The organism is Peribacillus aracenensis (assembly GCF_025175645.1).
GTDB classification, from domain to species: domain Bacteria; phylum Bacillota; class Bacilli; order Bacillales; family DSM-1321; genus Peribacillus; species Peribacillus aracenensis.
This window is the reverse complement of record NZ_JANZMJ010000003.1, coordinates 270,197-284,530: the sequence shown is the minus strand read 5'-3', so window position 1 is coordinate 284,530 and position 14,334 is coordinate 270,197. Positions and strand designations below refer to the sequence as shown.

Here is a 14,334-nt window from a genome sequence, read left to right as displayed (position 1 = left end):
CGATAAGAAGCAGGATGAAAGGAAGCGGGATTTTTGAGAAGTAAAGATAAAAAACAGGTGAACTTGATTGCACAAACTAACCCTAAATCACCTATCACTGAACAATATCGATTAATAAGAACTAACATTCAATTTTCCTCAGTGGATAAAGACATACAAACCATCGTGGTAACTTCTTCGGAGCCTAATGATGGGAAATCGACAACAGCTGCCAATCTCGCTATTGTGCTGGCACAGGAGGAAAAAAAAGTTGTGCTTGTAGATGCAGACTTAAGGAAACCATCGGTTCATTATGCTTTTAGTCTTAGTAATATAGAGGGACTTACAAGTGTGCTTACGAAGAAAATGAGTATAGAAAAAGCACTCATGAAAACGAATGTGCCTAATCTGGAAATTCTGACAAGTGGACCAATACCACCTAACCCTTCGGAATTATTGAATTCCAAAGCGATAGAAACAGCGATTGAAGAATTAAAAGTAATGTATGATTATATCATTTTTGACACACCACCTGTTTTGGTAGTGCCGGATTCCCAGATTGTAGCTAATAAATGTGATGGCGTAATCATGGTAGTATCTAGCGGCAAGACAAACAAACAGAGTGCAGTAAAAGCAAAGGAGCTTTTAGTGAAAGCTAATACATCCCTGCTTGGAGTCGTATTGAATGGCGTTGAAACGGATAACAGCAATTATTATTACTATCAATCTTAATGAAATAAAACATTTTTCGACAAATTAACACCCTGTTTGATAGCAGTTTTATATGCTACTATTAAACAGGGTAATAATTCCTATTTCTAAAGATTAGGACTTTTATCCTACTTGTTTTATAAAGGAAGTGTATGAAATTTGATCGATATACATTGTCACATTCTCCCAGGAATGGATGATGGATCTGCGGACATGAAGGAAAGCTTGAATATGGCAAGAAAAGCGGTAGAAGCAGGAATCACCCATTTATTTGCCACGCCCCATCACTTAAACGAGAAATATGTAAATGTTAAAAGTAACATCATTGACCGTGCAGTGAGATTAAATGAAAGTTTACAAGAAGCAAATATTCCTCTTACCATTCATCTCGGACAAGAAGTAAGAATACACCGAGACATATTTACATCACTTGAAAAGGAAGAAATTCTAACACTGGACGATAACGGTACGTATATACTGTTAGAGCTCCCGTCGGGAAAGGTTCCTACATATACACTAGAAGTGATATATGAGCTGCTGCTTAAAGGAATAACACCAATTATCGTACATCCGGAGAGAAATAAGGAATTGATAGCGAATCATAAACTATTATTTGAATTGGTTCAGGAGGGCGCGTTAACTCAAATTACCTCTGGCAGTATCATCGGGAACTTCGGTAAAAGTATTCAATCATTTTCAAAAAAGATAATCAAACATAATCTAGCTCATTTCATTGCAACAGATGCACACAATATAGGATCTAGAGGGTTCACGTTACAGCAAGCCTATGAAACCATCACAAAGACTTACGGAATTCAGCGTACTTATTACTTTAAAGAAAATGCTGAACAGTTATTAAATGACCAAAGTCCTACTATTGAAAAACCATTGCCATTCAAAAAGAAAATTTTAGGGATTTTTTAGAAAGATAGATAATTGGTAAATGATTACATATTATAAAAATTGCCTTCATATATATTTCCTGCTTTTTATATTACTGGATGGAGATTGCAGATTGGTAAATTACCTTTAATAAGATTATTGGCCTGTTCAACGACAAATAGTCCTTAGGTAATAAGAACATTTTAAATAGTTTCAAAGCAAATACACAGCATAAATCATACTAATATTAAAAATAAATACATGTGAAATAGAATACAATTCATTAAAACTGTTTTTAATAGAGAGTAAATCAAACAATATTTAAGGGGGAAATGTGGTTGGCCTACCGAAAACGATTAACACTTCTGGCCCTATTAGATTCATTAATAGTATTATCGGCCATTTATGTAAGTTATTTATTCTTGTATCCCTATTTGGAAATATTTAAATTACCAACACTCTTAGTCACATCAGTCTCCCTATTAATCAGCCATCATTTTTTTGCTTCTATTTATAAACTGTATAAGAAGGCATGGGAGTATGCAAGTATAAGAGAGTTACTGTCCATTATTAAAGCCGTAAGCTTATCGGTTATCACAGTTATCGCCATCCAGTTAATGGTTTTTCAAGATGTTTATGTAAGAGCCATGGCATTGACCTGGATGATGCATGTCATCCTTATTGGCGGTTCGCGATTTTCTTGGAGAATGCTACGTGACCGTTTGATAAATAATCAAAAGGAAACCAGAAACACATTGGTGATCGGTGCGGGATCTGCTGGGACCATGGTTGTACGTCAACTTCTTAATAATCATGATACAGAACTTAAGCCAGTAGCATTCATTGATGATGATCCGAAAAAAGATAAGCTAGACATATTAGGAATACCCGTTGTCGGTAACTCAAAAAATATCCCTGAAATGGTGAGGAAATATAATATAGATAATATTGTCATTGCGATACCTTCATTAAGTAAAAAAGAATTGAAGGTCATATTTGATGAATGTGTGAAAACTAATGCTAAAACACAAATCATGCCGATGATTGAAGATATTATATTAGGTAAAGTAGCTGTTAATCAGTTTAAAGAAGTGGAAGTGGAAGATCTTTTAGGAAGAGAACCCGTTGAATTGGATATAACAAGTATATCGGAATATGTAACAGGCAAGACCATCCTAGTTACAGGGTCTGGTGGCTCAATTGGTTCCGAGATTTGCCGCCAAATATGCAGATTCTCACCTAGGAAACTTATCCTCCTAGGGCATGGAGAAAATAGCATTTATCAGATTGAGATGGAACTGAAAAAGCTATATGCCGATCAAATTGAGCTCATACCTATCATCGCAGATATTCAAGATCGTGATAGAATTTTTGAAGTAATGGAAACCTACCGACCTGATGTTGTATACCATGCGGCTGCACACAAACATGTTCCACTAATGGAATACAATCCACGTGAAGCTGTTAAGAATAACGTTTTTGGTACAAAGAATGTTGCAGAAGCATCAGATACCTTTGGTGTAGGTGCGTTTGTGATGATTTCGTCTGATAAAGCCGTTAACCCAACAAACGTTATGGGATCGACGAAGCGAATTGCTGAAATGATTATCCAGCAGTTAGCGAAAAATAGCACAACAAAATTTGTTGCGGTTCGTTTTGGAAATGTTTTAGGCAGCAGAGGAAGTGTCATTCCTTTATTTAAGAAACAAATTCAAGCCGGTGGACCAGTAACGGTCACACATCCAGATATGACAAGGTATTTTATGACTATACCAGAAGCATCCAGATTAGTCATTCAGGCAAGTTCTTTGGCAAGAGGTGGAGAAATTTTCGTTCTTGATATGGGTGAACCTGTTAAGATTGTTGAATTAGCGACAAACCTTATCCAGTTATCAGGTTATTCCATAGACGAAATTGGAATCGAATATTCAGGAATCCGTCCTGGTGAGAAAATGTATGAAGAATTATTAGGGGAGAAAGAGGTACATAGTGAAGCAGTGTTCCCTAAAATCTTTATCGGAAAAGCGGTACTGGAACAGGAAGAGGAAATACAGTATCTTTTAAACTCTTATGATGATTTTTCCATATCAGAACTTAAAGAATTTGTAATAAATTTAGCAAATCGAAGAAAGAACAAAGCTTTCTCAGCAGTGAAATAGCCATAAGGAGGACTAATAAGTGAAAAAAATCACAAAAGCAATCATTCCTGCAGCAGGATTGGGCACTCGTTTTTTGCCTGCCACAAAAGCTATGCCAAAGGAGATGCTGCCAATCGTTGATAAACCAACGATTCAGTACATAGTGGAGGAAGCCGTTGCATCAGGAATAAAAGACATAATAATCGTAACTGGAAAAGGCAAACGTGCGATTGAGGACCATTTTGATTACGCTCCGGAGCTCGAACAAAATCTATTGGAAAAAGGAAAAGTAGAGTTGCTCAAAAAGGTACAATACTCCTCTAAACTTGCTAATATCCATTACATTAGACAGAAGGAGCCAAAAGGATTGGGTCACGCTGTATGGTGTGCACGTAAATTTATTGGGGACGAGCCATTTGCCGTTCTTTTAGGGGATGATATTGTCCAGAGTGAAACGCCTTGCTTAAAGCAGTTGATTAATCAGTTTGAGGAAAAAAACAATTCAATTATCGGAGTTCAAACCGTACCTAATGAAGAAACCAATCGCTATGGGATAATTGACCCTGCTTTTCAAAATGGACGACTATTTCAAGTTAATAACTTTGTAGAAAAACCAGCATTAGGAACAGCGCCTTCCAATTTGGCCATAATGGGAAGATATATCCTAACTCCTGAAATCTTCAGTATGCTTGAACAGCAGGAAGCTGGTGCAGGCGGGGAAATTCAGTTAACCGATGCGATTCAACAGTTAAACCAAGTACAACAAGTTTTTGCCTATGATTTTGAAGGAAAACGATATGATGTTGGGGAGAAATTGGGGTTTGTAAAAACGACATTAAAGTTTGCCCTTCAGAATGAAGATATTAAAGATGAGTTAGTAGAGTTTTTAGAACAAATGGTTAAGGATATTTCCGCAGAAAAGATTAATGCATAGGAATATTAATGTTTTTCTGAAATATGCTTTATATAGTTTTACCAGGAAGATATAACAGGTGAAACATCAAGGGTATCTCTACACCCATCTTCCTTGGATGCTCTTTACCCTATTTAACCCTATAAGAATAGTGGCTAGATGGAAAAAGTACTTGTTGAAAAATATCTACATTTAAAGTGATATATTGTAGAAAGGAAGTTTTAGAGAATGAAGGATCGATTATTTCTATCATCACCACATATGAGTGATGAAGGTTATGAAATGGATTATATAAAGGAAGCTTTTGATACGAATTGGATTGCGCCTCTTGGGGAAAACGTGAATCAATTTGAAATAGAATTAGCAAATAAGGTAGGAAGTAAAGCTGCTGCAGCACTATCTTCAGGCACAGGCGCAATCCATTTAGCTCTTAAAGCAGCAGGAGTTAAAGAAGGGGATATTGTGTTTTGTCCTACATTAACATTCTCAGCAACTGTCAACCCGGTAATTTATCAAAATGCTATTCCTGTTTTTATAGATAGTGATTATGAGACTTGGAATATGTGTCCTAAAGCTTTGGAAGAAGCTTTTGAGAAATATCCTGAAGTGAAGGCCGTAATTATAGTGCATCTTTATGGACTTTCTGCAGATATGGATAAGATCATGGAGATTTGCAATAAGCATAAGGTAGCAGTAATAGAAGATGCTGCTGAAAGCTTAGGTACTTATTATAAAGAAAAACATACTGGAACCATTGGTGATTATGGTATTTTCTCTTTTAATGGGAATAAGATTATCACTACTTCTGGCGGTGGGATGCTAGTTTCAAATAATGAAGAGCGTATTGCTAAGACAAGATTTTGGGCGACTCAGAGTAGAGACCAAGCGAGGCACTATCAGCATAGCGAATTAGGATTTAATTACCGGATGAGCAATGTAGTTGCTGGGATTGGTAGAGGGCAGCTTAAGGTATTAGATCAAAGAGTTGAGAAGAAAAATTATATCTTTGATTTTTATAAAAGAGAACTTAGTTCACTTGACGGTGTAGAGTTCATGCCTAGTAATGAGTGGAATAAACCAAATTACTGGTTAAGTTCTATGACTTTGAATGGTATGGTTAGACCGATAGATATAATGGAAGCTCTTGAAAAAGAGAACATAGAGTCAAGACCAATTTGGAAGCCGATGCATATGCAGCCGTTTTTTGAGAAGTATGACTTTGTCGGAACGGGTGTTTCGGAAAAGCTGTTTGAGAATGGTGTTTGTTTACCCTCTGATACAAAGTTAACGGATAAGGATTTGGAAAGAGTTGTTGAAATTATTAAAGGGTTGTGGGAAAGGTAATGAAACCTTCTAAGGGTGGTATTTATAGAAGATTTGGAAAGAGAGCGATGGATTTCATACTATCTTTGCTAGCAATTATAACTTTTAGTCCGATCATCTTGGGTGTTGCTTTGCTTGTAAGAATAAAGCTTGGTAGTCCAGTGTTGTTTAAACAAAAAAGGCCAGGACTTAATGAGAATGTTTTTATGATGTATAAGTTTAGAACAATGACTGATGAGAGAGATGAAAACGGAGAGTTACTTTCTGATAATATTAGGTTGACGAAGTTTGGGAGATTCTTACGTTCTACATCGCTTGATGAACTTCCAGAACTTTTTAATATTATCAAAGGGGATATGTCCATTGTAGGACCTAGACCATTGTTGGTGCAATATCTGCCTCTTTATAATAAGCATCAAAAACGGCGTCATGAAGTAAGACCAGGATTGTCTGGTTTGGCGCAGGTTAATGGTAGAAATTCTATTAATTGGGAAAGTAAATTTAATCTTGATGTGGAATATGTGGAAAATGTAAGCTTCAGTGGAGACTGGAAGATTATTTTTCAAACTATTAAAAAGGTCTTTGTCAGGGAAGGCATAAATTCAGAAGCTGCTGCAACGATGGAGCCATTTAATGGGTCCAATAAAAAGGAAAGAATAGAATTATGAAAAATAAACTCCTTATAATCGGTGCCAGTGGGCACGGGAAAGTTGTTGCTGATATTGCGTTGAAGATGAATAAATGGTCGAACATTGCTTTTTTAGATGACAACGAAAATATTAAGTCATCAATGGGGATAAAAGTGATTGGTAAATCAACTGATGTATTTAAGCACATACAAGATTACGATATCTTTGTAGGTATTGGTAATAATTCCACACGAGAAAAGGTGTATGGGAAACTTGAAGCAAAGAGAGTAAACATCCCCACATTGATTCATCCAACTGCTGTTATCGGGGAAAAAGTTGAGTTGGCACCCGGTACAGTCGTGATGGCTGGAGTAGTGGTTAATTGCTGCACAAGAATCGGAAAGGGATGCATTATCAATACAGGGGCTTCGATAGATCATGACAATATAATTGAAGATTTTGTTCATATATCACCAGGTTCTCACTTAGCTGGTACGGTTAAAGTTGAGCATGGTTCTTGGTTAGGTATTGGCAGCATAGTAAGTAATAATGTAAACATTACTAGTGGGTGTGAATTTGGAGCTGGTGCAGTAGTTATTAATGATATAACTGAACCCGGTACTTATGTAGGGGTACCGGTGAGGAGAGTTTAGATTGTGAATGTATTATTTTTAACACTTTTAGATTTTTCAACAATTGAAGAAAGTGGTATTTACACTGATTTATTACGAGAATTTGTTAAAGATCAGCATAATGTTTTTATTATTTCTCCCACAGAAAAGAGGAAGCAAAAAACAACTAGGTTGATTGATAAGGGAAATTATAAAATACTTAAATTGCAGATTGGTAACATTCAAAAAACAAATATGATTGAAAAAGGCATATCAACTCTTACTTTGGAATCAAATTTTTTAAGGGGTATTAAAAATTATTTTTCAAATGTTAAATTTGATTTAGTAATTTATTCAACCCCGCCAATAACACTCCAAAAAGCTGTTGAATATGTAAAAATGAGAGATAATGCAAAAGCATATCTATTGTTAAAAGACATTTTCCCACAGAATGCCGTAGATCTTGGCATGATAAAGAAAACAGGGATTATAGGTTTTTTATACAGTTATTTCCGATATAAAGAAAAGAGATTATATAAAATATCGGATTATATTGGTTGCATGTCTCAAGCAAATGTTGATTTTTTATTGAAACACAATCCTGAAATACCCCCAAATATTGTTGAAATATGTCCTAATAGCATAGAGCCAATGAATAACAAAAAAGATGAGGAATTAATAGTTGAGATAAAAAAGAAATATAGCATACCTCTGGGTAAGACCACTTTTATTTATGGTGGAAATATTGGGAGACCACAGGGGATTGACTTTTTGATTGAGTGTTTGGCGGCTAACAAAGCTAATGACAAGGTTTATTTTGTTATAGTTGGATCGGGTACAGAGTATAATAAGCTTAAAACTTTTTTTGACAATGAAAAACCGAGTAATGCCCTTTTATTTTCTCAGTTACCAAAAGTGGAATATGAAGTTCTAGCTAATTCGTGCGATGTTGGATTAATTTTTCTTGATAATCGATTTACAATACCAAATTTCCCATCTAGACTTCTTTCCTATATGCAGGCTTCAATGCCTGTCCTAGCAGCTACTGATGTAAACACTGATATCGGAGAAATTGTTGAACATGGTGAATTTGGATTTTGGTGTGAAAGTAGTAATGTTGAGCAATTCAATAAAAAAGTACACCAGTTATGTGATAATGAATTAAGAATACAGATGGGATTAAACGCTAGAAGGTACTTAGAAGATAATTATACAGCCAAGCACTCTTACGAAATAATTATGAATCATATTAAATAACATGAAAAGAGGTAAAGGTATGTTTAAGAATAAAACTTTATTAATAACAGGTGGTACTGGTTCATTTGGAAATGCAGTTATGGAGAGGTTCTTGGATAGTGATATTAAAGAAATTCGAATCTTTTCACGTGACGAAAAAAAGCAAGATGATATGCGGAAGTTATATAGAAATGAAAAATTGAAGTTTTATATTGGTGACGTTAGAGATCTTGCAAGTGTTAAAAATGCAATGCACGGAGTAGATTATGTTTTTCATGCGGCTGCTCTTAAACAAGTTCCTTCTTGCGAATTCTTCCCACTAGAAGCTGTAAAAACTAATATTTTAGGGACAGATAATGTGTTAACAGCAGCTATAGATTATGAAGTCAAAAAGGTCATTTGTCTTTCGACTGATAAAGCAGCCTATCCAATTAATGCAATGGGGATTTCAAAAGCCATGATGGAAAAAGTTTTTGTTGCTAAAGCAAAAACTGTCGATCCAGAAAGAACACTTATTTGTGGAACTAGGTATGGTAATGTAATGGCATCTCGTGGATCTGTCATACCATTATTTATTGAACAAATCAAAAGTGGTAAGCCACTAACCATTACCGATCCTAATATGACTAGGTATCTCATGAGTCTTGAAGAAGCAGTCGAGCTAGTTATATTTGCCTTCCAAAATGCAGTCGCTGGTGACATTATGGTACAAAAAGCACCTGCAAGTTATATTGGAGATTTAGCACAAGCTATTAAAGAATTATTTAAGGCAGATAATGAGATTAAGGTTATCGGTACAAGACATGGAGAAAAATTATATGAAACCCTTCTTACGAGAGAAGAATATGTAGTTGCAGAGGATTTAGGTGGTTTCTTCCGGGTTTCAGCAGATAAAAGAGATTTAAATTATGATAAATATTTTGCTGAAGGAGATAAAAAGTTATCTACTGAAGAAGAATATAACTCTCACAATACGCAAATCTTAAGTATAGAACAGATTAAAGAAAAACTACTAGAATTAGAGTATGTTCAAAATGAACTCAAGTATATGAAGGTACTTTCTTCAAAATAATAATACATGAACCAATTATTTCGCCTTATTCTAATACAGGCATTAGTTTCAACTATTATATTTTCTTTTTAGGTACTTAGAAAGGTTGGTTTATATAGTGAAAATACTCGTTACAGGTGCAAATGGATTTGTTGGAAAAAATTTAATTGCAGAATTACAAAATAAAGGATATGAAGATATTCTTAAGGTTACTAGAGAAACGGAACCATCTTTATTAGATACTTATACAAAAGAATGTGATTTTGTTTTTCATTTGGCGGGAGTAAACCGTCCTGATGATGAAAAGGAATTTATGCAAGGTAATTTCCACTTCACTCTTGGATTACTAGAGCTATTAAAAAAACATAATAATAAATCACCTGTACTTATTACTTCGTCTATACAGGCAGATAAAGATAATCCATATGGCAAAAGTAAAAAAGCAGGTGAGGACGTTCTGTTTGAATATAGTCATCAAACAGGAGCAGAGGCATATGTATACAGACTCCCTAATTTATTTGGAAAGTGGAGTAAACCTAACTACAATACGGTTGTAGCAACGTTTTGTTATAATATTGCTAGAAGTTCAGAAATCCAAATTAATAATCAAGATGCCGAATTAACACTCTGTTATATTGATGATGTTCTAGAAGAGTTTATAAAAGCTTTAGAGGGAAATCCGACTAAAAAGAATCAATATTGCTTTGTGAAAACAACACATACTATTAAATTAGGGGATTTAGCTGAACGTATAAAAAGCTTTAAAGAAAGTAGATTAGAATTAAGCATTCCTAATATGGAAGACGCCTTAACGAAAAAGCTTTACAGTACATATTTAAGCTTTTTACCAGAAGACAACTTTTCTTATGATTTAAAAATGAATTGTGATCATAGAGGTTCTTTTACAGAGTTTATAAGAACTCCTGAAAGAGGACAAGTGTCAGTAAATGTATCAAAACCTGGCATTACCAAAGGAAATCACTGGCATCATACTAAAAATGAAAAGTTTTTAGTAGTAAGTGGTGAAGGACTTATTAGATTTAGAAAGATAGATTCAGATGAAATTATTGAATATAGAGTTAGCGGCGAAAAGTTACAAGTTGTAGATATACCTACTGGATATACACATTCCATTGTAAATGTAGGAGAATGTGATCTTGTAACAGTTATGTGGGTTAATGAATGTTTTGATCCAGAAAAACCTGATACTTACTTCTTGGAGGTATAATTAATGAAAAAATTAAAAGTAATGACAGTCGTTGGCACTAGGCCTGAGATTATAAGATTATCTGCTGTTATTAATAAATTAGAAGAGTCAGATGCGGTAGAGCATATACTTGTTCATACGGGTCAAAATTATGATTATGAATTAAATGAAGTGTTTTTTAATGATTTTAAACTTAAAAAACCTAATTATTTCCTTGATGCTGCAAACGGAACAGCAGTAGAAACTATCGGGAATATTTTGATTAGAATTGATCCTATTATGGAAGAAGTAAAACCAGATGCTCTTTTGGTATTAGGTGATACTAATAGCTGCTTATGTGCTATTGCAGCTAAGAGAAGACATATTCCTATTTTCCATATGGAAGCAGGCAACAGATGCTTTGATCAAAGAGTACCAGAAGAAACTAATAGAAAAATTGTCGATCATACAGCTGATATTAATTTAACCTATAGTGACATTGCAAGAGAATATTTATTAAGAGAGGGACTACCTGCCGATAGAATAATAAAAACTGGAAGTCCAATGTTTGAAGTCCTCAATTCAAGAAAAGGTGACATTGAAGAATCAGATGTATTAGAGAGGCTAAATCTTACTGAGGGAAATTATTTTGTAGTGTCAGCTCATAGGGAAGAAAATATTAATTCAGAAACTAATTTCATGAATTTAGTAGATAGTTTAAATGCCGTTGCAGAAAAATATAATATGCCTGTAATTGTAAGTACCCATCCTAGGACAAGAAATATGATCAATGCTAAAGGAATAGAGTTTAATCCTCTAGTAAAAACGATGAAACCTTTAGGGTTTAATGATTATGTGAAGCTTCAAACTAAAGCTAAAGCGGTTCTTAGTGATAGCGGAACAATTAGCGAAGAATCTTCTATTCTTGGATTTAAAGCACTCAATATTAGACAAGCTCATGAGAGACCTGAAGCAATGGAAGAAGCATCGGTAATGATGGTTGGTTTAAAAAAGGAAAGAATATTACAGGGGCTAGAGATATTGAAGACACAAGAAAAAGATACACTGAGACTTGTTGGTGATTATAGTATGCCGAATGTATCTGATAAGGTTTTAAGGATTATACTGTCCTATATGGATTATGTGAATAGGGTTGTTTGGGGGAAGGGCTAATCTACTATGAATATTATGGTTTTTGATGTTCCAGCTGAAAAAGGTGGTGCGCTCTCTGTTTTAAATGATTTTTACGATGAAGTTGTTGAGAGTGAGCATTCAAACATTAATTGGATATTTGTATTAAGTAACCCAATATTGAATGAGACGGAAAATATTAGAGTTCTAAGGTTTCCATGGATAAAGAAAAGTTGGGGGCATCGACTTTATTTTGATCAAGTCGTTGCACCTAATTTGGTGAAAAAATATAAAGTGGATAAGGTATTTTCCCTTCAAAATATTACAATTCCTCGTGTGAATTGTGAACAAATCCTATATGTACATCAACCTTTACCTTTTGTCGATTATAAATTTTCTTTCAAAGATAATAGACTTTTTTGGGTATATCAAAATATTATAGGTAAAAATATAATAAATTCAATAAACAAATCACAGAGGGTTATAGTTCAAACGGAATGGATGCGACAAGCTGTAATAGAAAAATCCAAAGTAGATAGCCGCAAGGTTGAAATTATTCCGCCTATAATTAATTTAGAAGTTAAAAAGTACTTTGGACCAAATAATAAGTCATTATCAACTTTCTTTTATCCTGCGAGTGGCGCCGAGTATAAAAACCACCAAGTAATCGTAGATGCAAGTAAAAAATTGAAAAAGTTAGGCAAGATAAATCATGAAGTAATATTCACACTTAACGGAGATGAAAATAATCACATAAAAAATTTATATAGACTAGTGCATAAAGAACAGCTACCCATTCGTTTTGAAGGAAATAAAACAAGAAATGAAGTTTTTGACTTATACACTAAATCTATATTAATTTTTCCATCTTATATAGAAACCTTTGGATTACCGATGCTTGAAGCAAGAATTCATAAAGGAATCATTCTTGCTGCAGAAACACCTTTTGCTCGAGAAATATTAAGAGGATATGAAAACGCAAAATATTTTGAAGCATCTAATTCAGAGGAACTATGCGTATTAATGCAACAATATATAAATAAAAAGGTACTCTATAAACCTCTACTTGAAGTACAACAAAATGAAATTAAGCATGAGAGAAAATTAATAACGCTTCTAACTTAATAAATGAATATCTAGAATAATTAGGTAAAAGAATTACTTCAAATGCTAAACCATTTGAAAATCTAGATCTTGAAGGTGTGCTATGAAAATTTTATACTTTGGGAGTGTTTGTGATGAAGAATGGTTTGATACAGTTTCTAGTAAAAAAAGCATGCCATCACAGGTTGCCCAATATATGTTTGAAAAAGCTCTAGTAAGTGGCTTTTCGAATATTGAAAATATCGATATGAATATCTATTATTTGTACCAAGAGCCATATTACCCAAAAGGAACATATTTAAGATTTAAGAAAAGAATAAAGAAATTAAACAACAAATATATAGTGAGCTATTTATCTAATATAAATTTGCCGTTTATTAAAGAAATTTTTTCTTTTTTTCAAGGATTAACATTGACAATGATTTGGGGATTAAAAAATCGAAATAATGATCAAAAAGTAATTTTAACTCCATTTAACTATACACCTTTATCCTTAGGTATATACCTAGCTTCAAAAGTTTTTCGAATAAAACGTGTTAATATTTTCACTGATCTATCAAGTGATATATTGAGCTTAAAAAGACAAAAGGACATGCCGAGGTTTAAAAAATTTCTATTACCTTATTATATAAAGTTAGTTGATTTTATAGAGCATAACTATGATGGCTATGTTTTATTCACTGAACCAATGAATAGCAGGGTGAACCCGTTAGGTAAACCCTATATAGTTATGGAAGGAATTTTCAATAATGATTTAGTTTTATCCAATGTAGCCAAGAGAAGGTCGATTATGTATGCTGGAACTTTGGCTTTTGAATATGGAGTAAAAAATATTATAGATGCTTTTGAAGAGATTAAAGATGATGAATTAGAACTCTGGCTTTTTGGGGATGGAGATATGAAAGAATATATAAACGAGCTGTGCAAAAGGGACAAAAGAGTTCACTTCTTTGGATTTCTACCTCGAGAACAAGTATTTGAGTATGAAAAGAAGGCAACTTTACTTGTAAATATTAGAGATCCTAAAGATAAATATACCATGTACTCTTTTCCTTCTAAGACTTTTGAATATATGGTATCGGGTACTCCATTTCTTACGACTAAATTAATGGGTATCCCTGAAGAATATTATAAATTCATGTATACAATTGATAGTATAGATATAAATACTTTGAAAAGTAAGATAGAGGAAATTCTGTCTACACCACAAAGTACATTGAATGAATTAGGTTTGGAAGCAAGGCAATTTGTTATTAAAAATAAAAATAGTAACACCCAAACCTTAAAAATTAATACATTAATGGAAAAAATATCGAGTGAAAGCATCTAAATCCTTATTTAGTGAAAGATGGGTTGTACAGAAGTGATAAATTAGAAGTTATTTAATTTATGCTAAGAATATTACAATGGATCATTTATTTTGTATAGATATTTATGTAA

At 33.7% G+C, this 14,334-nt stretch carries 13 protein-coding genes; all 13 read left to right on the top strand.

Annotated features, from left to right (window positions below; all coding sequences use genetic code 11):
* Positions 1-33: 33 nt before the first annotated feature.
* The 13 genes from N0M92_RS05645 to N0M92_RS05585 all read left to right on the top strand — a co-directional run bounded on the left by N0M92_RS05645 (position 34) and on the right by N0M92_RS05585 (position 14,224).
* Entirely contained in the window at positions 34-711 is a 678-nt protein-coding gene (locus tag N0M92_RS05645; protein WP_260284814.1) for a CpsD/CapB family tyrosine-protein kinase, read from the top strand.
* A gap of 138 nt (positions 712-849) precedes the next feature.
* Entirely contained in the window at positions 850-1,614 is a 765-nt protein-coding gene (locus tag N0M92_RS05640) for a tyrosine-protein phosphatase (protein ID WP_260284813.1), read from the top strand.
* A 296-nt stretch (positions 1,615-1,910) separates the two neighbouring features.
* On the top strand, positions 1,911-3,731 hold the full coding sequence (locus N0M92_RS05635) for a polysaccharide biosynthesis protein (RefSeq protein WP_260284812.1): 1,821 nt from the start codon (positions 1,911-1,913) through the stop codon (positions 3,729-3,731).
* A 19-nt stretch (positions 3,732-3,750) separates the two neighbouring features.
* The gene (galU, locus tag N0M92_RS05630) at positions 3,751-4,644 is read left to right on the top strand and encodes a UTP--glucose-1-phosphate uridylyltransferase GalU (RefSeq protein WP_260284811.1); all 894 of its coding nucleotides are present in this window, start codon (positions 3,751-3,753) and stop codon (positions 4,642-4,644) included.
* A 207-nt stretch (positions 4,645-4,851) separates the two neighbouring features.
* Positions 4,852-5,967 (top strand): DegT/DnrJ/EryC1/StrS family aminotransferase, encoded by a 1,116-nt coding sequence (locus N0M92_RS05625; protein WP_260284810.1) that lies wholly within the window; start codon positions 4,852-4,854, stop codon positions 5,965-5,967.
* The gene (locus tag N0M92_RS05620) at positions 5,967-6,614 is read left to right on the top strand and encodes a sugar transferase (RefSeq protein ID WP_311202515.1); all 648 of its coding nucleotides are present in this window, start codon (positions 5,967-5,969) and stop codon (positions 6,612-6,614) included. The genes N0M92_RS05625 and N0M92_RS05620 overlap by 1 nt, the downstream gene beginning before the upstream one ends.
* Complete coding sequence (locus N0M92_RS05615) at positions 6,611-7,228, top strand: acetyltransferase (RefSeq protein WP_260284809.1); 618 nt, start codon at positions 6,611-6,613, stop codon at positions 7,226-7,228. Before N0M92_RS05620 ends, N0M92_RS05615 begins: the two co-directional genes overlap by 4 nt.
* A gap of 3 nt (positions 7,229-7,231) precedes the next feature.
* Positions 7,232-8,443 (top strand): glycosyltransferase family 4 protein, encoded by a 1,212-nt coding sequence (locus N0M92_RS05610; protein ID WP_260284807.1) that lies wholly within the window; start codon positions 7,232-7,234, stop codon positions 8,441-8,443.
* A 19-nt stretch (positions 8,444-8,462) separates the two neighbouring features.
* Complete coding sequence (locus tag N0M92_RS05605) at positions 8,463-9,494, top strand: polysaccharide biosynthesis protein (protein ID WP_260284806.1); 1,032 nt, start codon at positions 8,463-8,465, stop codon at positions 9,492-9,494.
* A gap of 97 nt (positions 9,495-9,591) precedes the next feature.
* Positions 9,592-10,701: a capsular polysaccharide biosynthesis protein CapF gene (locus tag N0M92_RS05600; protein WP_260284805.1), complete on the top strand. Its 1,110-nt coding sequence runs from the start codon at positions 9,592-9,594 to the stop codon at positions 10,699-10,701.
* 3 nt (positions 10,702-10,704) lie between these two features.
* A complete protein-coding gene (wecB, locus tag N0M92_RS05595; RefSeq protein WP_260284804.1) occupies positions 10,705-11,832 on the top strand; it encodes a non-hydrolyzing UDP-N-acetylglucosamine 2-epimerase in 1,128 nt (375 codons plus the stop codon).
* A gap of 6 nt (positions 11,833-11,838) precedes the next feature.
* The gene (locus tag N0M92_RS05590) at positions 11,839-12,915 is read left to right on the top strand and encodes a glycosyltransferase (RefSeq protein ID WP_260284802.1); all 1,077 of its coding nucleotides are present in this window, start codon (positions 11,839-11,841) and stop codon (positions 12,913-12,915) included.
* A gap of 82 nt (positions 12,916-12,997) precedes the next feature.
* A complete protein-coding gene (locus N0M92_RS05585; RefSeq protein ID WP_260284801.1) occupies positions 12,998-14,224 on the top strand; it encodes a glycosyltransferase in 1,227 nt (408 codons plus the stop codon).
* Positions 14,225-14,334 lie beyond the last annotated feature (110 nt).